The sequence below is a fragment of the Halorhodospira abdelmalekii genome (genome assembly GCF_016583625.1).
GTDB lineage: Bacteria > Pseudomonadota > Gammaproteobacteria > Nitrococcales > Halorhodospiraceae > Halorhodospira > Halorhodospira abdelmalekii.
This window is the reverse complement of sequence record NZ_NRRN01000007.1, coordinates 26,452-46,088: the sequence shown is the minus strand read 5'-3', so window position 1 is coordinate 46,088 and position 19,637 is coordinate 26,452. Positions and strand designations below refer to the sequence as shown.

18 protein-coding genes and 1 tRNA gene are annotated in these 19,637 nt (G+C 64.1%); 11 read left to right on the top strand and 8 right to left on the bottom strand.

The genetic code is table 11. From position 1 onward, the window contains the following. Positions 1–40: 40 nt before the first annotated feature. Together CKO15_RS02690 and thiS are read right to left on the bottom strand one after the other, a co-directional pair. Complete coding sequence (locus CKO15_RS02690) at positions 41–826, bottom strand: thiazole synthase (RefSeq protein WP_200192247.1); 786 nt, start codon at positions 824–826, stop codon at positions 41–43. A gap of 48 nt (positions 827–874) precedes the next feature. Continuing rightward, positions 875–1,108, bottom strand: coding sequence for a sulfur carrier protein ThiS (gene thiS / locus CKO15_RS02685; RefSeq protein ID WP_200192245.1), 234 nt, complete (start codon positions 1,106–1,108; stop codon positions 875–877). A gap of 275 nt (positions 1,109–1,383) precedes the next feature. Between thiS and CKO15_RS02680 the strand changes: the two genes are divergently transcribed. Further along, positions 1,384–1,457, top strand: a tRNA-Gly gene (locus tag CKO15_RS02680). 68 nt (positions 1,458–1,525) lie between these two features. On the opposite strand, the gene gorA is transcribed toward CKO15_RS02680, so the two are convergent. Together gorA and ubiK are read right to left on the bottom strand one after the other, a co-directional pair. Further along, positions 1,526–2,890 (bottom strand): glutathione-disulfide reductase, encoded by a 1,365-nt coding sequence (gene gorA, locus CKO15_RS02675; RefSeq protein ID WP_200192243.1) that lies wholly within the window; start codon positions 2,888–2,890, stop codon positions 1,526–1,528. A gap of 103 nt (positions 2,891–2,993) precedes the next feature. Next, entirely contained in the window at positions 2,994–3,293 is a 300-nt protein-coding gene (ubiK, locus tag CKO15_RS02670) for a ubiquinone biosynthesis accessory factor UbiK (protein WP_200192241.1), read from the bottom strand. Positions 3,294–3,886: 593 nt separating this feature from the next. Between ubiK and CKO15_RS02665 the strand changes: the two genes are divergently transcribed. From CKO15_RS02665 to CKO15_RS02655, 3 genes are all read left to right on the top strand, one after another. Then, on the top strand, positions 3,887–4,225 hold the full coding sequence (locus CKO15_RS02665) for a P-II family nitrogen regulator (RefSeq protein ID WP_200192239.1): 339 nt from the start codon (positions 3,887–3,889) through the stop codon (positions 4,223–4,225). A 41-nt stretch (positions 4,226–4,266) separates the two neighbouring features. Further along, positions 4,267–5,523, top strand: coding sequence for an ammonium transporter (locus tag CKO15_RS02660; protein ID WP_200192237.1), 1,257 nt, complete (start codon positions 4,267–4,269; stop codon positions 5,521–5,523). A gap of 359 nt (positions 5,524–5,882) precedes the next feature. Continuing rightward, the gene (locus CKO15_RS02655; protein ID WP_200192235.1) at positions 5,883–6,551 is read left to right on the top strand and encodes a hypothetical protein; all 669 of its coding nucleotides are present in this window, start codon (positions 5,883–5,885) and stop codon (positions 6,549–6,551) included. Here CKO15_RS02655 and speE read toward each other — a convergent pair. Then, entirely contained in the window at positions 6,548–7,390 is an 843-nt protein-coding gene (gene speE, locus CKO15_RS02650; protein WP_200192233.1) for a polyamine aminopropyltransferase, read from the bottom strand. The two genes, CKO15_RS02655 and speE, sit on opposite strands and share 4 nt — an antisense overlap. Positions 7,391–7,438: 48 nt before the next feature. Here speE and speA point away from each other — a divergent pair, with 48 nt between their 5' ends. Both speA and CKO15_RS02640 read left to right on the top strand, forming a co-directional pair. Then, positions 7,439–9,328: a biosynthetic arginine decarboxylase gene (speA, locus tag CKO15_RS02645; RefSeq protein WP_200192231.1), complete on the top strand. Its 1,890-nt coding sequence runs from the start codon at positions 7,439–7,441 to the stop codon at positions 9,326–9,328. Between the two features lie 23 nt (positions 9,329–9,351). Next, the gene (locus CKO15_RS02640; RefSeq protein ID WP_338035979.1) at positions 9,352–10,299 is read left to right on the top strand and encodes an NAD(P)-dependent oxidoreductase; all 948 of its coding nucleotides are present in this window, start codon (positions 9,352–9,354) and stop codon (positions 10,297–10,299) included. Here CKO15_RS02640 and CKO15_RS02635 read toward each other — a convergent pair. Next, positions 10,276–10,980 carry an SPOR domain-containing protein gene (locus CKO15_RS02635; RefSeq protein WP_200192227.1) on the bottom strand — a complete coding sequence of 235 codons (705 nt, stop codon included), beginning with the start codon at positions 10,978–10,980 and terminating at the stop codon, positions 10,276–10,278. The two genes, CKO15_RS02640 and CKO15_RS02635, sit on opposite strands and share 24 nt — an antisense overlap. A gap of 10 nt (positions 10,981–10,990) precedes the next feature. Further along, positions 10,991–12,757, bottom strand: coding sequence for an arginine--tRNA ligase (gene argS / locus CKO15_RS02630; RefSeq protein ID WP_200192225.1), 1,767 nt, complete (start codon positions 12,755–12,757; stop codon positions 10,991–10,993). 121 nt (positions 12,758–12,878) lie between these two features. Here argS and CKO15_RS02625 point away from each other — a divergent pair, with 121 nt between their 5' ends. After that, entirely contained in the window at positions 12,879–15,368 is a 2,490-nt protein-coding gene (locus tag CKO15_RS02625; protein ID WP_200192223.1) for a S8 family serine peptidase, read from the top strand. Here the strand turns inward: CKO15_RS02625 and CKO15_RS02620 are convergent. Then, positions 15,330–15,905, bottom strand: coding sequence for an outer membrane protein (locus tag CKO15_RS02620; protein WP_200192221.1), 576 nt, complete (start codon positions 15,903–15,905; stop codon positions 15,330–15,332). The two genes, CKO15_RS02625 and CKO15_RS02620, sit on opposite strands and share 39 nt — an antisense overlap. 167 nt (positions 15,906–16,072) lie before the next feature. Between CKO15_RS02620 and gspK the strand changes: the two genes are divergently transcribed. From gspK to CKO15_RS02600, 4 genes are all read left to right on the top strand, one after another. After that, positions 16,073–16,945, top strand: coding sequence for a type II secretion system minor pseudopilin GspK (gene gspK / locus CKO15_RS02615; RefSeq protein WP_200192219.1), 873 nt, complete (start codon positions 16,073–16,075; stop codon positions 16,943–16,945). 105 nt (positions 16,946–17,050) lie between these two features. Then, positions 17,051–18,283 carry a type II secretion system protein GspL gene (gspL, locus tag CKO15_RS02610; protein ID WP_200192217.1) on the top strand — a complete coding sequence of 411 codons (1,233 nt, stop codon included), beginning with the start codon at positions 17,051–17,053 and terminating at the stop codon, positions 18,281–18,283. Then, positions 18,280–18,807, top strand: a complete 528-nt coding sequence (gene gspM, locus CKO15_RS02605; RefSeq protein WP_200192215.1) for a type II secretion system protein GspM — start codon at positions 18,280–18,282, stop codon at positions 18,805–18,807. Before gspL ends, gspM begins: the two co-directional genes overlap by 4 nt. After that, on the top strand, positions 18,804–19,577 hold the full coding sequence (locus tag CKO15_RS02600) for a type II secretion system protein N (RefSeq protein WP_200192213.1): 774 nt from the start codon (positions 18,804–18,806) through the stop codon (positions 19,575–19,577). The genes gspM and CKO15_RS02600 overlap by 4 nt, the downstream gene beginning before the upstream one ends. Positions 19,578–19,637: the final 60 nt, after the last annotated feature.

Genomic DNA, 19,637 nt, shown 5'->3' with positions numbered 1-19,637 from the left:
ACGCACTCGAATGACCTAAGCGGTTACGGTTAGAAAGGGGTTAAAAGAAGGTTCCGTCCAGCGGTGAGGAGGCCGAGGCGTAGCGGCGCTTCGGAATCCGTCCGGCGCGGAAGGCTTCACGTCCGGCTTCGACGGCCTTGCGCATCGCTGAGGCCATCAGCACCGGGTCCTGGGCGCCGGCAATCGCCGTATTGAGAAGCACCGCATCGCAGCCGAGCTCCATCGCGACGGCGACGTCGGAGGCGGTGCCGACGCCGGCATCGACGAGCACCGGGACCGAGAGCTGTTCGACAATCTCCAACAAATTGTAGCGGTTTTGAATCCCCAGCCCCGAGCCAATCGGTGCGGCCAACGGCATGACGGCCACACAGCCGATCTCCTCGAGCCGCCGCGCGGCGATCGGGTCGTCGCTGGTGTAGGCCATCACCTCGAAGCCTTCGGCGACGAGCGTCGCTGCGGCCTCTAGCGTCGCTGGAACGTCCGGGTAGAGGGTCCGCTCATCGCCAAGGACCTCTAGCTTGACTAAGTTGTGGCCATCGAGCAGCTCGCGCGCCAAGCGGCAGGTGCGCACGGCGTCCTTCACGGTGTAGCAGCCGGCGGTATTCGGCAAAATGGTGTAGCGATCGGGGGGGACGGCATCGAGCAAGTTCGGCTCGTGCGGATCTTGGCCGATGTTGCTGCGGCGCAGAGCGATGGTGACGATCTCCGCACCACTAGCGGCGATAGCATCGCGGGTCTGCTCGATATCACGATACTTGCCGGTACCGACGAGCAGTCGTGAGTGGTATTCGCGTCCGGCAATGATCAGCGGATCGGAATCGGACATAGAGGGGTACGCTCCTATGTTGTTGTCGAATAAGCTTCGTTCCGACCTTCAGCCGCCACCAACGGCCTGAATGATCTCCATCCGGTCGCCATCCTGCAGCCTATGCGTTGCTAATTGACTGCGTGGGACGATCTCTTCATTGAGTTCGACGGCAAGGCGCTGGGTCGGTTCCAGCCCAAGCTGAGCCAGCGCATCGGTGCAATTGGCTCCGGTGGTCAGTTCGTAAGACGCGCCGTTGATTGACACCACTATCCGCTCTACAGCGATCGTGTTCTCTGACATCACGACCTCTCAAACTGGTGGGGGGTTCAAAAAGCGGTGGTAGCGCCCGCAGCCGCTACCGAGCAGTTGATTTTACGCACGTTGGCGCCGGAACAGTGAGCGCAGCCGTCGTGCATACTGAATCGCTTCGAACCGCGCGACGATTTAGCGAGGCGGCCGGTGGCCCGTGAAGGTATGGAGTGCAGCCTTTTCAAGCTCTTCGCCGGGCTGGCAGCGGGCCTATAACGGGCTTGCACCGGACCGCGGTTGGCGGTACGATCACTCCCGACGGCACTGCGGGTGTAGCTCAATGGTAGAGCTCCAGCTTCCCACGCTGGCGATGTGGGTTCGATTCCCATCACCCGCTCCATCTCCTCACTCCCCTCCTTCGGCCGCAGTGTTTGGCTCGGGTCCGCTCACCCTCTCTCTCCGCTCTCGTCAGCGCAGCGTGACCAGCTCCTCGGCGCTGGTCGGGTGGATGGCCACTGTCTCATCGAAATCGCGCTTCGTTGCACCCATTCGCAGCGCGACCGCAAAGCCCTGCAACATCTCATCGGCGCCGTCACCACAAAGATGGATGCCGACGATCTTCTCCTCCGCGCCTACGGTCACCAGTTTCATAGCGCTGCGAATCTTGTGCTCGGCCGGGGCGAGGGCGTAGCGCATCGGGGCAAAACGGGTCTGATAGCAGCGCACCGCGTCGGCGCCGTAGTGGGCGACGGCCTCCGGCTCGGTCAAGCCGACGGTGCCGAGCGGGGGGTGGCTGAAGACCACCGTCGGGATGTCGCGGTACTCCAAGTGGCGCTTGTCAGCGCCGCCGAAGAGGCGATCGGCCAAACGCCGGCCCGCGGCAATGGCGACCGGGGTCAGCTGGTGATCCGGGCTGATGGCATCACCCACGGCAAAGATGTGCGGCACCGAGGTCGTTTGATAAGCATCGACTGGTATGGTCCCATCGGGGCGGCAATCGACGCCGGCTCGTGCGAGGCCGAGGTCGTCGGTGGCCGGGTCACGGCCGATGGCCCAGATGACGGTATCAAAGCCGCTCAGCCGCTCCTTGTTCGCGCTGACCAAGCAGAGCCCGTTCCCGCTCGGATCGGGCTCGCAGGCGGCACTGGTAAAACCGGTCTGCAGACGCGGTCCGCTCACCGCCAGAGCCTCCAAGAGGGCTTCGCGCAGCAGTGGATCGAAGGTGCGTAGGGGGCCGTCGTGACGCACCACCAGGGTGGTATCGGCGCCTAAGTGGTGGAGCACCCCGGCGAGTTCCAGGGCGATGTAGCCAGCGCCGACGACCGCGACCCGCCGCGGCAGCTGCTCGAGCTGGAAAAAGCCATCGGAGTCGATGCCGTGTTCGGCGCCGCGAATCTGCGGCCGGCGCGGACGTGCCCCCGGCGCTAAGAGAATGTTCGTACCGCGCAGCTGCTGTTCGCCGACCGCAACGGCGTTGCCGCCGACGAGGCGACCGTGCCCGCGATAGAGATCGATGCCTGAGCGTTCCAGATTGGTGCTGTGGATCTCGTTGAGGCGGGCTACGAAGGCGTCACGCCGCGTCTTCAGGGTGGTCCAATCGAAGGCGTGCGGGGCCACGCTGAAGCCGAACTCCGCAGCGTGCTCCAGCGACGATGCCGTCTCGCTGGCGTACCACATGATCTTCTTCGGCACACAGCCGAGGTTGACACAGGTGCCGCCGAGGCGCTCGCGTTCAATCAGCGCAACGCGTGCGCCGTACTCTGCGGCACGACGCGCGGTCGCGACTCCGCCGCTGCCGCCGCCGATGACAATCAGGTCGTAACAGGCATCCATGGCTCTTCCTTACACACCAACCAACACCGTCCCCAGCCCGCAAAGGCTGGGGGTCTTCGGCAACTCGATAACGCTCGGAGTTTGTCGCAGCGGCCGGAGGCGGCTAAGACTCCGCACCGCCTCCAGGGGCGTTGCCCGCGGCGTTGCTCTTGTCGCCCTGTTGCCGCTGGCTCTCGAGCTGGGCAATACGCCGGCTCAGTTCATCGAGTTGGGCACGGGTGCGTGCTAGCACTTTGGCCTGCGCATCGAACTCCTCCCGGGTAACCAGATCAAGCCGAGAAAACCCAGCCTGCAGGGAGGCGCGAACGTTCTTCTCCACCTCTTCGTGGAACTCACGCACGCCTGCCGGCAGGTTCGCCGTCAGCTTTTGGGCCAATTCATCGATGGTCTTGTTGTCGAGCATAGCTGCGCTCCTCATAACGACCGTCTGCACTCATGTGGTGCGCTGGGTGTGCGGCGAGGTGGTGCTGTCCAGCCATAATGGTGCAACCGACTGCGACGTGACCCCGCAAACCGCTTTGCCCAGCCGCGCCCCGACCCTGCTGGCGGCTGTTCATCGTTGCTACCGTTACCACCGCCACCGCCCGCTAACGTCGAGCCCGGCTCGCGTAGGCACCTTGCGACACATTCGTTGCGCCCGTGATCGCCCCCGCCCACTCCGCACTGCGCCCCAACCATCTTACAGGCATTTTGTCGCTTCTGGCCATGCCGTGGCCATGCCGTGCGACCTCACCGTGTGTTGCCCCCTTGCGAAGCCGCCCGCGATCACCACGCTTGCCTGGGTATTAGGCATCGTGTCCGTTGTATGGGTTCGGTTTAGATCGCCGTCTCGGAGCCAAGGCGAGTCAGGCTGCAGACGCGCACGAGGCGCCTTGCCAGCCCCAGGGAGCAGGGGGTGGCACGGCTTATGCAAAACCCTCTTCACCTCAGCCCTGGCTATACGCTTCGCTGCGGTTCTGCTCTATGCGTTGACTGCGTTGAATGAGGACATCCGCTATGAAATTAGTGACGGCGATTATCAAGCCTTTCAAGCTTGACGACGTCCGTGAGGCCCTGTCTGCCATCGGTGTGCAGGGGATCACGGTGACTGAAGTGAAGGGGTTCGGGCGGCAGAAGGGCCATACAGAGCTCTATCGAGGGGCCGAATATGTCGTTGACTTTCTCCCTAAAATGAAAATCGAAGTCGCCATCGATGACAGTCTTGTTGAACGCGCCTGCGATGCGATCACCAATGCCGCCAATAGCGGGAAGATCGGTGACGGCAAGATCTTCGTCTTCAACGTTGAACAGGCGGTGCGCATCCGTACCGGCGACACCGGCACCGATGCGCTCTAGCGCGCGGCCGCTCCGATTGATCTGTTAGAGGAGAGTGACCAATGGAAGACGTCATCGAACTGGCGTATGCCTTAGATACCTTCTATTTTTTGCTATCCGGCGCCCTCGTGATGTGGATGGCTGCCGGTTTCACCATGCTCGAGGCGGGCATGGTGCGTTCGAAGAACACGACCGAGATCCTGACGAAGAATGTCGGGTTGTACTCCATCGCGGTCATTATGTACATGCTCATCGGCTGGAACCTTATGTACGAGAGCGACGGCGGGCTCTTCGGGTTGTTGCCGTCGTTTAGCTTCCTGCTTCCGGCCTCTGAGCCCTTTACCGCCGAGATGGCGCGCGCCGGTGAGGTCGACGCCTCTTACTTCTCCGACTTCTTCTTCCAGGTGGTCTTTGTCGCAACCGCGATGTCGATCGTCTCGGGTGCCGTCGCCGAGCGCATGAAGCTCTGGGCCTTTCTGATCTTCGCGGTGGTCCTCACCGGTCTGATCTACCCGATTCAAGGGCTCTGGAGCTGGGGCGGTGGCTTCCTCGATGAGCTCGGGTACAGCGACTACGCTGGCTCCGGGATTGTGCACATGGCTGGTGCCTCGGCGGCGCTTGCTGGTGTGTTGCTGCTCGGCGCTCGTAAGGGCAAATACGGCCCCGGCGGACAGGTGCGGGCGATTCCCGGTGCCAACCTGCCGCTGGCAGCACTCGGTACCTTTATCCTGTGGCTGGGTTGGTTCGGCTTCAACGGCGGCTCCGAGCTCTCGGTCTCCTCGGCCGATGCTGCGAATGCCGTTGCGACGGTCTTCATGAATACGAACTTAGCGGCTGCCGGTGGCGTGATCGCCTCGCTGCTGCTAGCCCGGGCGCTCTTTGGCAAGGCCGACCTGACCATGGCGCTGAATGGTGCGATCGCCGGTCTGGTCTCGATTACGGCCGGTCCCGATACCCCGTCACCGCTGCTCGCGGCGACCATCGGCGGCATCGGTGGTGTCCTGGTGGTCTTCTCCATTGTCGCCCTGGATAAGCTGCGCATCGACGACCCGGTCGGCGCCATCTCGGCGCACGGTACCGCCGGTATCTGGGGTGTCTTGGCCGTCTTGCTCTCGAATGACGAGGCGACGGTGACCGGACAGCTCGCCGGTCTCGGGGCCATCTTTGGTTTCGTCTTCATCAGCAGTCTGATCGTCTGGGGAGTGCTCAAGATCACGATCGGGATTCGCGCGAGCGAAGAGGACGAACGCAACGGGCTCGATGTCAGCGAGTGCGGTATGGAGGCCTACCCCGACTTTACCGGGGCAAGGGCGAAGTAGCGCAGGCGATCGAGAGTGCGCATGGATAGCCGGGCAGGGGCTACGTGATCAATAAAGGCGTGCTGAGGCCTGCCCGGCCATCCACCATAGCCACACCATAGCCGACAGGCACAGAGTAGAGACTCCTTCCTTCGTGGGGTATCGATTGCGGGCGCTACGGCGCCCGCCTTTTTCGTTTGGCTGCTGGCATCGGAGTGGCTATCGTTTACCATGCTCCGATCACTGAAAGATCCCGTGGATCATTCCGTCATGGAGGTGGTGCGACGATGAGGCGAGTCCAGTGTGCGGGTTGTGTTGCCGCGACGGTTGCCGCTGCGGTTCTATTTTGGCCGAGCGTTGTACTGGGCGAGTTCTCGCCTATGCGCATCAGTAGTGCGAGTGTGCTCCCCACCCACGCCACTGAACTCTTTGCCGCTGCCGACTACGAGTTGGCGCGCGAGACGGAGGGTGAGCTGAGCTACGACAGCTTTCGGCTCGGTCCCGTTGGGGCGCGCCACGGTCTTTTTGAAAACTTTGAATATGGTGCCTCTTTTGTCTTCGTGAATAACCGCAAGGATGATGATGGTGCGCCTGATCGTTCCGGGTTAGAAGGGGCAACCGTTTACGGAAAGCTCGCAGTGAGTGAGGCGCTGGCGCTGGAGCTTGGGGCGAGGGTGCTAGGCGACGATCGGATCTTCCCCTACCCGAGTGACGGGATCGACTTTTATGTCAATCTGCCGCTACAGCGTGGCCTGGGCGACGGTCGGCTCTACGGTGAGATCGGTCTGATGGTGCAAGATGAGATCGATGGCACCTCCCCGGCCTATCTCAACTGGGGTATTGGCTACGCTCACCCCTTCCAGCCCGGGACGCAGTTCAACGTCGAGCTCTTTGGCGATGAAAACCCGACCGGGAACAACCATATGCAGCTGCTCATCGGAGCCGGATTCGATCTCGAGGGGGCGCTGGTGCGCCCACGGCTCGGGATCGGAGTCTATGATGCCAGCCCTGCCGTCTCGCTCGGGGCCGATGTGCGCTGGCACTTCTAGAGTGGTTTGAGCAGTTCCGGGGTGGCGAGTGCGGCGCGGTGGATCTCGGCGTTGTAGTAGCGAGTCGGGAAGGCTTTGGCGGCGGCATCGCTTTCGCGAAAGTTGCGCGGATCGCCGCCGTTGACTATGAGGGTGGCCGACCACCAACCGGAAGGGTAGCTCGGCATCGGGAAGGTGAGCGTGTGGACGCCATCGAAACCGGCCTCACTGGCGGCTCGCTGCAGCGGCGCAATGACCGAGTCGCGATGCAGCAGCGGCGATTCGCTCTGCTGGACCACAATCCCGCCGGGGGTGAGTGCTTGTCTGGCAGCGCGCAGGAAATTGCAGGTGAAGAGATCGGCGGCCGGCCCGACCGGATCGGTGCTGTCGACAATCAGCAGATCGAGCGACTCGGGGGGGATGGCACCGATCCACTCGACACCATCAGTAAAGCGCAGTTCGGCGCGGGCATCGTTGTTGGCGTTACACAATTCCGGGAAAAAGCGCTCGCTAACGCGGGTGACCCGTTCGTCGATCTCGACCTGGATGGCGTGCTCGACCTGTTCATGGCGCAGCACCTCACGCAAGATGCCGCAGTCACCGCCGCCAATAATGGCAACCCGGCGCGGGTCACGGTGCGCGAACAGTGCCGGGTGGGACATCATCTCGTGGTAGAAGAACTCATCCCGTTCGGTGAGCATCACGCAGCCGTCGAGGACCAGTAGACGTCCCCACTCGCGGGTCTGGTAGACCTCAATGCGCTGGTAGGCACTCTGCTCCTCGTGAAGCTTCTCAGTCACGGCCAAAGAGAAGGCCACGCCGTCGTGCTCGATCTTCTCGATAAACCACTTCTCGCCCATAATCTCTCTTCTCCGTATGTGCAGGCCGCCGAATGGTACCATTCCAATATGGCAAATGAGGCAGAGCAGCGCCCAGCGAGCGCCGTCTACAACGTCCCGCTGTGGAGCGAAGGCTATTTCGATGTGAACGCCGAGGGGCGGCTTTGTGTGTTGCCGCACCGTGGCCAAGGTCCCGCTGTCGAGCTGCGTGAGCTCGTCGGCCAACTCGCCGCACAGGGGCTGGCCCCACCGGTGCTGATGCGCTTCCCGGCCATCTTGCGTGATCGGGTGGAGACCCTGTGCCAAGCCTTCGGTGAGGCGATGGCGAGCGCGTCGTATCAGGGCGACTACCGACCGGTCTATCCGATTAAGGTCAACCAGCACCGGGCGGTGGTCGAGGAGATCGTCGCTGACGGCCGGGTCGGACTGGAGGCGGGGAGCAAGCCGGAGCTGCTTGCCGTACTGGCGTTGGCTCCGGCACAGGGGATTGTCGTCTGCAACGGCTATAAGGATCCGGAGTATATTCGCCTGGCACTGCGCGGGTTACAGCTTGGGCTGCAGGTCTACTTAGTCCTTGAGAAGCGTTCCGAGGCGCGGCTGGTGATCCGTGAGGCGCGGCGACTCGGGATTCGCCCCCGCTTAGGGGTGCGCATCCGGTTGGCCTCGATCGGAGCTGGGAAGTGGCAAAACACCGGCGGCGAACGTTCGAAGTTTGGTTTGAGCGTAGCCGATGTCCTTGCTGTGATCGAAGAGCTGCGTGCGGCTGAACTGCTCGATCAGCTTGAGCTGCTGCACTTTCATCTCGGCTCGCAGATCGCTAACGTCCGCGATATACGCCGTGGTTTGACCGAGGGCGCGCGCTGCTACGCCGAGCTGCGGCGCTTGGGGGTGCCAGTCGATAAGGTCGATGTCGGCGGCGGTCTCGGGGTCGACTACGAGGGGACACGGTCGCGCTCCTTTTGTTCGATGAACTACAGTGTGCGCGAGTACGCGCATAACGTGGTCGGCGCACTTGCAGGGGTGTGTGACGAACACGGGTTGCCGCATCCGACCGTGATCACCGAGAGCGGCCGGGCGATGACGGCGCATCACGCCGTTTTGCTGACGCCGGTAATCGATACCGACGGCCCGCCGCCGGGGAGCGTGCCGTCGCCGCCTGGAGAGGGCGCGGCGATGGCTTTAGGCGAGCTCTACCGCTCCCTTCATGAGCAGCAGCAGCGTCCGCCGACCGAGGTCTATCACGACGCCCGCTACTACCTGGAGGAGGTGCAGGGGCTCTACCTGCACGGGGTGCTCGGGCTCGCTGAGCGGGCCTACGCCGAGCGCTGCTTTGAGGCGATCGCCGCACAACTGCTGCCGCGTCTCGACCCACGCCGACCCCACCAACGAGAGCTGCTAACCGAGCTGCACCAGCGTTTAGCAACGAAGCTCTTCGCCAACTTCTCCCTCTTCCAGTCGGTCCCCGATGTCTGGGGGATCGATCAAGTCTTTCCGATCGTGCCACTCGCCGGACTGCACCACCCGGTGCAGCGCCGCGGCGTGGTGCAAGATCTGACGTGTGATTCGGACGGCACCGTCTCGCTCTATGTCGACGGCGAGGGGGTGGAGAGCACACTGCCGTTGCCGGCCCCCGAGCCGGGGGCGGCTTTGTGGCTCGGGATCTTTATGGTTGGGGCCTATCAGGAGATTCTGGGCGATCGGCACAATCTGTTCGGGCGCACCGATGCGGTGAATGTCGAGGTCGATGGTGACGGTTACCATTTTGCCGCGTTGCGGCGAGGGGATAGCGTCTCTACGGTGCTGCGCTCGGTCGGTTTCGATGAGCGTGAACTCAGTGCGGCCTTTCGGCGGCGGTTGGCAAAGAGCGTGCTCGATGCCGCCGCGCGCCGTGCCTGCCTGGCCGATCTGGAGGCAGGGCTGCTGGGCAGCACCTATCTGGAGAGTGGTGCTGCTCCGTAGGCGCGCGCTGAGCACCGGCAGCGTTGTTGGCGGCTGTCAATCGGGTTCGAGATCATCAGTGGAGTATGGGGCATGTTCTTAAGGAGGTCGCGATGCAGGTTGGGGTGATTGGACTTGGGGCGATGGGTAACGGCATGGCAGCGAACCTGGCCGCTGCCGGCTTGCTGGCTGGGGTGTGGAACCGAACGCAGAGTAAGGCCGCAGCCTTCGCCGCCGAGCACGGCGTGACCCACTTCGCCGATCCGGCTGCACTCGCTGCAGCCGTCGATGTCGTAATCACCAGCGTCTCGGCCGATGCCGATCTGCTTGAGGTCATCGAGTCGCTGCACGGAGCACTGAGCCCGGGTACGGTCGTCGTCGACACCTCGACCGTTGCCCCCGAGACCGCGGTCCGCGCCGCTGAGCGGTTGCGCAGTGGGGGCGGTGAACTGCTCGATGCGCCGGTCTCCGGTGGCCCGGAGGGGGCTTGCCAGGGGAGCTTGGTGATGATGGTTGGAGGGGAGGCGGAGGTCCTGGAGCGGATTCGCCCGCTGCTCGATCCGATCAGCCGTGCGGTGTACCACATGGGGCCGGTTGGGACGGGTCAGGCGACGAAGGCGGTCAATCAGATTGCGGTCGCGGGGGTGATGCAGGGCGTTGCCGCCGGTTTGGCCTACGCTCGGCAGCAGGGGCTCGATGTCGGACAAGTGGTTGAGGTCATCGGGGGTGGGGCGGCGAGCAGCTGGCAGCTCGTTCAGCGCGGCCCGAACGTGGCACAGGAGCACTTTCCGCCCGGGTTCAAGCTGCAGCTGCACCGCAAGGATCTGGAGATTGTGCGTGCTGCCCTGCGCGCCCGTGGCTGCGCTCTTGAGCTGATCGAACGCACGTTGGCCGACTACGATGCGCTGATCGAGCAGGGCTACGCCGATGAGGACATCTCTGCCCTCTACCGTCTGCGCCGCGACGAGCTAGCCGCCTTGGCGCAGCAATAGGGGTTCGATGTTGTTCTCTTTCATGCGCCCGCGCGCTTGTTCGATCTCTTCCGCCTCGTTGAAGGGGCCGACCCGCACTCGGTGCCAACGCTGGCCGTCGTCGAGCTCGACGGTGTGGATCTGCGCCGGTAGGCCGGTCAGGGTGAGCATGGCACGGAGCCGGTCGGCGTCCTCAGCACTGCGGAAGGAGCCGGCCTGTAGCAGGTAGTCGTAGCCCGCCTCGACGGTAGGGGCACGGCTCGCGGTCTCATCGCGGCGCGGGGTTCGGGGTGCGCTCGGCGGCGGCTCATCTTCGGGAATGACGACCTCATCCTGCATAAGCAGTTCGTAAAAGTCGTAGGAGCGTTCGCGGCTCTCCTCAGCGGTGTCCGGCTCATCGTTCGCCTCGGCGGCCTGTGCTCGTTCCGTCGACGCCTCCTCCGCAGGCGGTGCCAAGGAGACCTCGCGCGGTTCCGCTGGTCCCCGTTCTGCGCCTTCACCGTGCATATTTTGCAAGACGAAAAAGGTCGCCACCCCGACTAGGCCGCCCCCGAGCAACCAGAGCCAGCCGGGTACGGAAGGGAGCGTGCTGTCGCCACCACCGCGGGCACGCGCCGTGGTGGTGGCGCCCCGTCTGCCTGAGCCTCCGGAACTGCTCCGGGGGCTGCTGCGCGTGCGCTGTCTACTGCGTGGCTGAGCCATGGCTGCTCACCTACATGCTGCGAGGGGACTCGACGCCGAGTAGCCTGAGTGCATTGGCCAGAACCTGCCGGGTGGCTGCGATCAGGGTCAAACGGGCATCGCGTAAGGCATCGTCGTCGATGATAAAGGGTACGGCGTTGTAGTAAGTATGGAAAGCGGCGGCCAACTCACGCAGATAGTTAATCAGCTGATGGGGTTCGCGGGCAAGAGCGGCCGCCTCAAGCACCTCCGGATAACGGCCGATCAGATCAAGCAGAATCTGTTCATGTTCGGCATCGAGTCGTGTCAGGGCGTTGGCGGCGCGCATATGGTCGTGTTGCAGGCCGCGCTCGGCGAGTTGCCGAAAGACGCTGCAGACGCGCGCGTGGGCGTACTGACAGTAGTAGACTGGATTATCCGAGGACTCCGATTTGGCTAAATCGAGGTCGAAATCCATATGCTGCTCGCTGCGGCGCATCGCATAGAAGAAGCGCGCAGCATCTTTACCGACCTCCTCACGCAGCTCACGCAGGGTGACGAACTCGCCCGATCGGGTCGACATCGGCAGTTTCTCGCCGCCGCGGTAGAGCACGGCGAACTGCACCAGGCGCACATCGAGACGCGCGGGGTCGATACCGAGGGCCTGCAGAGCGGCCTTGACGCGCGGGACGTAGCCGTGGTGATCAGCTCCCCAGACGTTGATCAGGGTGTGGTAGCCGCGTTCCACCTTATCGAGGTGGTAAGCGACATCGGCGGCGAAGTAGGTCGTTAAGCCGTTTTCTCGCCGCAGCACACGGTCTTTATCGTCGCCAAAGGCGGTCGCTCGGAACCACAGCGCACCCTCGGCCTCGTAGGTCTGCCCAGCGTTGTGTAGCGCCTCGATAGCCTTATCAATGTGGCCGCCATCGCGCAGAGTGCGCTCGGAGAAGTAGTGGTGGTAGCGCACACCGAAGGCGGCAAGGTCGGCCTGGATTTCGCCCAAAATGGCATCAAGAGCGAAGTCGAGGAGGTTGCGGTACGCCGCTTCGCCGAGCAATTCGCGGGCGCGCGCAATCAGCGCATCAAGGTGCGCTTCGGCATCGCCGTGTGGCGGTTGTCCGTCCGCTGGGAGGTCGGCGTAGAGCTCGGCGGGTGGGCGGACGTAGATTGTGCCATCGCGTGCCAACAGGGCCTCGGCGTGGGCAACGATGTAGTCGCCGCGGTAGCCCTGGCTCGGGAAGGCGATCGACTCACCGGCGGCAGCGAGGTAGCGGAGCCACAGCGACAGCGCCAGGATATCCATCTGCCGTCCGGCGTCATTGACGTAGTATTCGCGGTGGACCGCGTAGCCGGTCGCTTCGAGCAGGCTGGCGAGGGCATCGCCAAAGGCGGCCCCGCGGCCGTGGCCGACGTGTAGTGGTCCAGTCGGGTTGGCCGAGACGAACTCGATATGCACCGGCTCACCGGCCCCGATCTTGCTGCGTCCGTACCCTTCGCCCTGCTCTAGGGCCTCAAGCAGTGCAGCGTGACGCGCTTGCGCAGTGAGCGTGAAGTTGAGAAAACCGGGTCCGGCCACGGCAACTTCAGCGATCACCGATGAGTCGGGCAGATGGCTGCGAATCGACTCGGCGAGTTCGCGCGGGTTGCGCTTGGCCGATTTGGCCAGCAGCATTGCGGTGTTGGCGGCGTAGTCCCCGTGGCTGCGATCACGGGCACGTTCGACCAAAACGGGTGGCAGTTCGATCTCCTGTGTCAAGTCACCCGCTGCGCGCATGCTCTGCAGCGCCTGAGTGATCAGGCTCGCCACGTGTCGCTTCATCACTACCTCCGCGAGAAGCCCTATCCGGCAGTATGGGTCTGCGCGGTAGGGAGAGTGGTCCGCTGTTGACTCGGAGCGGAAAAAGGGCAGTATTATCCACCCGAACAAAGGGAATGCCAACATGGCACTATACCCCGAGAGTGTTGCCCGCGTCGGCTTTGCGCTTGCCGCTGCACTGTTCCCGGTGCTTGTTCAGGCGCCGCTGAGTGCTACGCTGGCGCCCGAGCAAGGGGGCTCCGGTGACGAGCCACACGAGCTCATCGTGCAGTTCGTTGAACGCGCCGATGCCCACACTCAATCGGCCACGCACCGTGCTTACGGTGCGAGCGTCGTGGCTCAGGGGGCAACGGCCGGTGGTTGGCAGTTGGTGCAGCTCCCGCCCTATGCCGATCGCGAAGAGCTGTTGCAGCGGTATCAGCAAGACCCTCACGTTGCGCACGTCGAGCGCAATCGTCGTGTCGAGACGGCGGGTCGAGTGAGCACGATTCCCACCGCGGCGGAGGCCGCTACCTACCTGCCGAACGATCCCAAATGGCGGGAAGAGGAGCAGTGGGCACTGCAGCGTATCGGTATGCCTGAGCTCTGGGGGGCAATGCGGGCCGAGGGTGAGCGGGCCGTCGCCGATGCCAGCGGCATCGTGATCGCTGTGCTCGATACCGGCGCGGAACTCGAACACGAGGATCTGATCGATAACATATGGCGGGGTCCGGATGGACGGCAGGGTTTCGATCTGATCGATGGTGGCTATGCGCCCTACGATCGCTCAAAGAAACGACACGGCACCATGGTTGCCGGTATTGCCGCAGCCCGGGGCGATAATGAGCGTGGCATGGCCGGTGTGAGTTGGCACGTCGAGCTGCTGCCGGTGCGCTTCATGCGGGAAGACCAAGGCAGTGTCGCTGATGCCATCAGAGGCATCGAACATGCCCAGCAGTCCGGCGCTCAGGTCATCAACGCCAGCTACGCCAGCCGCGTTCGACTACAGAGTGAGCATCTTCCGACACGGTGCGATGACTTTGCCGATGGGCGTCTTGAGTGCCGGGCTGTCCAGGAGGCAGGCGAACAGGGGATCGTGGTCGTAGCGGCGGCAGGCAATAGCGGTGCCGATAACGATTTCGCTCAGCGGATGACGGTGCCGGCGGCTCTGCCGCTGCCCAATGTGATCGCCGTAGCGGCCTCGACGCGCAGTGAGTCGGAAGATGGGCGCGCTGCTGATCGGCTGACCGATTTTTCCAACTACGGCCACCGGACGACGCACCTGGCGGCACCCGGGAGTGCGGTTTTGGGCACGCAGTATGTAGACTACCATCCAAGTGGCCGACAGACGCACCACTACGGTCTTCTAGAGGGCACTTCGGCTAGTGCGCCACAGGTCTCCGGGCTCGTGGCACTGCTCATGGCGCGCGAGATCCAGGCCGAGGCTGCCCTTGAAACCACTCCGACTGTAGCACTGGCGGTGCGCGAGCGTATCTTGGGGACCGTCGCTTGCGACGAGCAAAGCGCAGAGAGGATCGGTCACGCCTGTCTGGGCGGTGCCCTGGGCAGCGAGGAGGCCGGACAAGAGTTGGCGGCGAAGACGTTGGCCGGTGGGCGATTGGATGCAGCAGCGGCGTGGCTGCGCGATCGTGAAGAGATTCCCCCGGTGGCGCCGAGCCACGTCAGCGCCCGACAGCAGGAGGATGAGGGAATCGAGCTGCGCTGGCTGAGCTCAAGTCCTCGCGCCGATCACTATCTGATCGAGCGGTGGTCGAGCGAGCGGGACGATTTCGAGGAGGTGGTTCGCTACACCGGTGAGAGCGGCCTCATGGAGCCGGGCGCACAGCGTTTTGTCGATGGCTCGGCCGAGCCATCGGCGGCTGGGCTCTATCGCATTCGTGCGGTGAGTGCGAGTGGCCTGACCTCGCGCTGGCTCGTCGCAAGTGTGTATGCGCCTCCCGATGGTTTGCAGGCACGGCCAGTTGGCGATGGAGTTGAACTGACGTGGCCCGCTGTAGAGGAGCTGGCGGGTGCCCAGGAGCCGTGTTTGGAGCTTTGGCGCGAGGGACGAGCGGAAGGCGAGAAGGCTGAAGATGGTGAGAGCGAGCAGCGCTGGCGCCTCTCGATTGATGAGGCGAGCTACACCGATCGCGCGGTGGCGCCGGGTCGCTACGCTTACCGGCTGCGGGCCTGCGGCGATTGCCGCAGCGGTGATCTAAGCGGCTGTTCGCCGTGGTCCGAGGCGGCCGAGGCCGTCGTCGGATTGGCGCCGGCTGGTCACCTGGCACGCGAACTGCGCCCCTTGGAGGAGGCAGAGACCGATATACGGTGCTGGATCGCTTCGGCGGCCTACGGGTCGCCCAATGCGCAAGAGCTTGAACGACTGCGCGCATTTCGCGACGAGAGGCTGATGGCGCGTCCCCTTGGTTATGCGTTGGTCGGTCTCTACTACCGGTTTAGCCCGCCGCTGGCGCATTGGATTGCTGCCGATGCGCAGCGTCAGGCTGTTGCGCGGTCGCTCTTTGAGCGCTTGGTGCCTGTTTTGGAGCGGCTCTTTCCGACATCGTCGGCGGCTGGGAATGAGTGCGGACGGTCATCACCAGAGGTATTGGATTCCCCAGCGTGTCGACCATAGGTCGAGTTCAAGCTCTTGACCATCATCCCAGTAGAGACGCTCCAGTCTCAGCAGCCGTAGGTCGAAGTGTACGGCCCAAGAGTCGTCCAGTCGCCCGAGCAATCCGGCACCGTAGACGACCCCTTGAGCGGTGTGGCTGGAATCGAGTCGCGGCGTCTCTTGATAAGCAGTCGTCAACTCCAGGCGGGTGCCGCTGATGCCGGCGCCGAGCTCGATGCTCACTCCGGGGAGTAGGGACCAGGCGAGCATGGCCATGAAGTCACCGCCGTACGGCGTCGTGGCCGTGAAGGTATAGCCATGTGCGCTGTCGGTGATCTCCGTGGCACTGGCCCAGGCGGTGTGGCGCAGGAGCAGATCGAGCCGATCACTCGCCGCCCAGCGCAGGCCGAGGCCGCCGCCAGCGAGTCCGGCTAGATCGTGCCAGCGCTCATCGACTGCCGGTTCCGGGTTGCGCCACTCTAAGCTGGCGTGGGAAACACCGAGCCAGAGTTGCGCCTCAAGGGTCAGCGCTGGTGGCAGCGGGCTTGCTGCCGCCATGCTGTAGGCTATGCTCGCAAGGAGCCAATGGCCGGCAAGTGCGAAAGAGAGGAGGTGGCGGCGCTGGGGTCGCGGCATCCGATATGGTCCCTATGACGAGGCGGGGTGCAAACGGGTCATCCGTAAGCCTAGGTCCAGCAGGCGTAGATGTGCAAAACAGGCAGGCGATGGAATCATCAGCGGCTCAGCCTAACATAGCTTACCAGGGGGGGCGGCAGCGCGGAGTGGCGCTAATCACCGCTCTGCTGGTGGTGGCGTTGGCCACCGTGGCAGCCGTCTCGCTGAGCATGAGCCATCAGCTCGATCTACGGCGGGCGCAGACGGCCCAGAGTGTAGGGCAGGCGCAGCTGCACGCTCGCAGCTTGGAGGCTTTGGCGACTGAACTGATGGCCGAACTCGGACAAAACCGGGCCGTAGCACTGGAGTTGCTAGATGAAGAGTGCCGGACTCCGCCGTTGGTCATGGAGCTCGAAGGGGCTGTAGTGCGCGCCCGGCTCGAAGACCTGCACTGTCGCATCAATCTCAACAATCTGGCCGATCGCGAAGATCAAGAGACAGAGGCTGCCTTCGTGGCTTTGCTTGAACACCTGAATCGCTCCTATCAGGAGGTGGCGTTCGATCCCGAAGGGGTGGTTGCCGCGGTGCGCGACTGGATCGACCCGGATGTCGAGGACGACTGGTATACCCGGCAGGAGCCGCCTTACCGAGCGGCGAATCGTGACCTAATAAGTGCTGGTGAGCTGGTGATGATCCGCGGCGTCGACAGCGAGTCGTTTCGACGGCTAGCCCGCTACGTCACCGCCCTACCCGAGCGCGGCACACCACTCAATGAGTTGCGGGCGCCGGCGCTGATCCGTGAGGTCTACCGGCTGCCGGATGTCGACGATATGGACGCCGATAACGCACAGGGTTTGGGCGATTACGTCCAATTGGCGGTGCTTATTGAGCAAGATGAGCGGCTCTTTCAGCAGTGCAGCGTCATCCACGTCCCGAGCGGTGCAGTGGTCATGCGCCGCTTACACCCCTGTATGGCTTACTGACTCGGTCGCGGCCCTCGTTCCTGTTACACACTCGACACAATAAAGGCACCGAGGATTGCGGCGCCCCCATGGCGCTGGCATTGGCAAAACGAGTAAGCTGGGGTCATGCCCGAGTATCTCTTTCTGCGGTTGCCTGCCTCTGCCGATGGGCGTTACGAGTACGCCTTGACGGCCCCTGCTGGCGGTGTGCCGGGGCAGTGCGCGACCGGAAGTGCCGAGGAGCTTCGTGCTTTGGGCACCGCGCGCCGCTGCATCGTCGTGGTGCCGGGTTACGAGGCCCTGGTGACGCGCGTCCGGCTGCCGACGCGGCGGCGCTCGCGCATCGTCCAGGCCCTGCCCTATGCCCTCGAAGAGCAGCTAACGAGCGATGTCGAGGCGCTGCACTTTGCCATCCGCCGGGTCGATGGTGATGGCGGCGTGCATGTGGCGGTGGTTGAGCATACGGCGATGCAGCAGTGGCAGAGCGAGTTGCAAGGGCTCGGTATTGAGCCGCTTGCGATGGTGCCCGAGAGCGCGCTACTGCCAGCCGATACGCAGTGTTGGCAGGTGATTGCCGATGCACAGTGGGCGGTGATGGCGCTCGGGGCCGAGGGCGCGGCCCTGGAGGCGGCCACCGCTCCGCTGGTGCTTGAGGCGGCCCTGGCGGAGACCCCAGAGGTACCACAGCGGCTCAAGATCGCCGCCCCGGCTGGAGTGCGCGAACGTCTGGAGGTGGCGGCGACGGTGCTTGAGGAGCCGCCCGAGGTCAGTGTCACCGACGACGATCGCCCCTTGTTGTTACGGCTTGCCGAGCAGTTCGACTTGGCGAAAGCGGTCAACTTGTTGCAGGGGCCGTATGCACAGGGTGAGCGCTGGGGTTGGGTGTGGCGTCCGCTGCAGCCGGCCGCCGCACTCCTGGCGGCGTGGCTGTTGGTGCAGGGGGTGTTGTTGATTGTCGAAGTGCAGCGCCTGGAGGCTGAACAGGAGGCGCTGCGCGAAGAGATCGCGGCGGTCTATCAGGGCGTCTTTCCCGACGGGCGGATTGTCAATCCGCGGGTGCAGATGGAGCAGTATCTACGCACGATTCAGCGCAGCGCGCGAGAGGACGAGGGGCGACCGCTGACGTGGTTGCTGGCGGCAGCGGCGCCGGCGCTCGCCGCCGAAGGGCTCGATCTGCGCAACCTGCGACTGCAGGATCAAGCCCTGGAGGTCGATCTCGATACGGCCGATATCGAGTCACTGGAGCAGCTGCGCGCGGCGTTGGAGTCCCGCGATGGGCTGCAGGTCGAGATCCGTTCGGCGACGGCGCGTGAGGGGCGAGTCGCCGGTCGGCTGGTGATTCGCGAGGCGACCTCATGAACCTAGCGACACTGTGGGCAGAGTGGCGCGAACCGCTGCTGCGGTGGTGGGCGGGGCGCGAGGTGCGCGAGCGCTGGCTGGTAGTGAGTGCCGCCGTAGTCGTCCTGCTCGTGTTGCCCTATGTCTGGATTTGGGAGCCGCTGGTGGAGCGAGCCGAACAGCTGGAGGCGAGTGTGGCCGAGCAGCGGCGCGATCTGGCGTGGATGCGCGGTGCCGCCGAGGTCGTTGCTGCTGCCGAGCGCAGCGGAGGGGCCGGAGAGCCGGTGACCGACGATCGCTCACTGCTCGGGCTGGTCGATCGTAGTGCGCGCGCAGCAGGGCTCGAAGAGCGGGTCACGCGCGTCCAGCCCGAGGGAGGAGGGCGCGTCCGCGTTTGGCTCGAACGGGCCCCCTTTAACGATTTGGTGCAGTGGCTCGATGGGTTGGAGGCGGCAGCCGGGGTCTCGGTCAGCGCTTTGACTGTCGAGCGGACCCGCGAAGAGGGGTTGGTTAATGCCCGCTTGACGCTGGAGGTCGACTCTTGAGCCGCTGGCGAACCGGCGCCTGGATCGGCTTTGGGCTGGTCGCCTATGTCGTTTTTTTGGCGGCTGGCCTACCGGCTACCGTGGTTTGGGATCAGCTCCAGCGCCATGTGGTGCTGCCGGCGGAGCTACACGTCGGCGGCCTGCGTGGGACGATTTGGCAGGGCGAGGCTGAGCACGTAGGCGCCTACGGCTTTTACGCCGAGCGCGTCAGTTGGCAACTGTCACCATCCGGCCTGCTGAGCCACGGCGGGCTCGAGGTGGAACTGGCAGCGGCGCTGCCGGATGGCTTTGCCGAGGGCCGTCTGCAGCTTACGCCACGACAGGTGAACATCGTCGAGCTGCAAGGGCGCTTGCCAGCAGCACCGTGGGGCAGCCCGATCACCGAATGGGTCAGTCAAGAGGTTGCGTTAGGCGGCGATTTCGCCTTCTTCGTCCCTCACTGGGAGCTCGGCTACGACGGGCGACTGATTGCTGGCGAGGGTCGCTTGGCGTGGCACGATGCCGCGGTCGCCGTCGATCATCGGGTCGCGCTCGGCGGCTTAAGCAGTACCGTTGAGGTCGCGGCGGGGGGAGTGGTCGGCACGCTCTCCGATACTGGAGGCCCGCTGGTGCTCACCGGCGAGTGGCAGCTCTCAGCACAGGGTGAGTATACGCTGGATGCGCTAGCCGACACCCGCGAAGGGGCAGCTGAGTCGCTCACTCGAACGCTCGGAATGCTCGGGCCGCGCGGCGAGGAGGGGGTGCGGCTCGGCTTCGAGGGGCGGCTTTAACGGCTTCGCTAACGGCTTCGCTAACGGTTTCGCTAACGGCCTCGCTAACAGCGCCTCGCT

What these genes read in the sequence shown, in the direction of transcription:
- CKO15_RS02635 (WP_200192227.1), bottom strand. Translation starts at nt 10,980, where the DNA reads ATGGCTCAGCCACGCAGTAGACAGCGCACGCGCAGCAGCCCCCGGAGC.
- CKO15_RS02660 (WP_200192237.1), top strand. Translation starts at nt 4,267, where the DNA reads ATGGAAGACGTCATCGAACTGGCGTATGCCTTAGATACCTTCTATTTT.
- gspM (WP_200192215.1), top strand. Translation starts at nt 18,280, where the DNA reads ATGAACCTAGCGACACTGTGGGCAGAGTGGCGCGAACCGCTGCTGCGG.
- ubiK (WP_200192241.1), bottom strand. Translation starts at nt 3,293, where the DNA reads ATGCTCGACAACAAGACCATCGATGAATTGGCCCAAAAGCTGACGGCG.
- thiS (WP_200192245.1), bottom strand. Translation starts at nt 1,108, where the DNA reads ATGTCAGAGAACACGATCGCTGTAGAGCGGATAGTGGTGTCAATCAAC.
- gspL (WP_200192217.1), top strand. Translation starts at nt 17,051, where the DNA reads ATGCCCGAGTATCTCTTTCTGCGGTTGCCTGCCTCTGCCGATGGGCGT.
- CKO15_RS02620 (WP_200192221.1), bottom strand. Translation starts at nt 15,905, where the DNA reads ATGGCGGCAGCAAGCCCGCTGCCACCAGCGCTGACCCTTGAGGCGCAA.
- CKO15_RS02690 (WP_200192247.1), bottom strand. Translation starts at nt 826, where the DNA reads ATGTCCGATTCCGATCCGCTGATCATTGCCGGACGCGAATACCACTCA.
- gorA (WP_200192243.1), bottom strand. Translation starts at nt 2,890, where the DNA reads ATGGATGCCTGTTACGACCTGATTGTCATCGGCGGCGGCAGCGGCGGA.
- CKO15_RS02655 (WP_200192235.1), top strand. Translation starts at nt 5,883, where the DNA reads ATGCGCATCAGTAGTGCGAGTGTGCTCCCCACCCACGCCACTGAACTC.
- argS (WP_200192225.1), bottom strand. Translation starts at nt 12,757, where the DNA reads ATGAAGCGACACGTGGCGAGCCTGATCACTCAGGCGCTGCAGAGCATG.
- gspK (WP_200192219.1), top strand. Translation starts at nt 16,073, where the DNA reads ATGGAATCATCAGCGGCTCAGCCTAACATAGCTTACCAGGGGGGGCGG.
- CKO15_RS02625 (WP_200192223.1), top strand. Translation starts at nt 12,879, where the DNA reads ATGGCACTATACCCCGAGAGTGTTGCCCGCGTCGGCTTTGCGCTTGCC.
- speA (WP_200192231.1), top strand. Translation starts at nt 7,439, where the DNA reads ATGGCAAATGAGGCAGAGCAGCGCCCAGCGAGCGCCGTCTACAACGTC.
- CKO15_RS02665 (WP_200192239.1), top strand. Translation starts at nt 3,887, where the DNA reads ATGAAATTAGTGACGGCGATTATCAAGCCTTTCAAGCTTGACGACGTC.
- speE (WP_200192233.1), bottom strand. Translation starts at nt 7,390, where the DNA reads ATGGGCGAGAAGTGGTTTATCGAGAAGATCGAGCACGACGGCGTGGCC.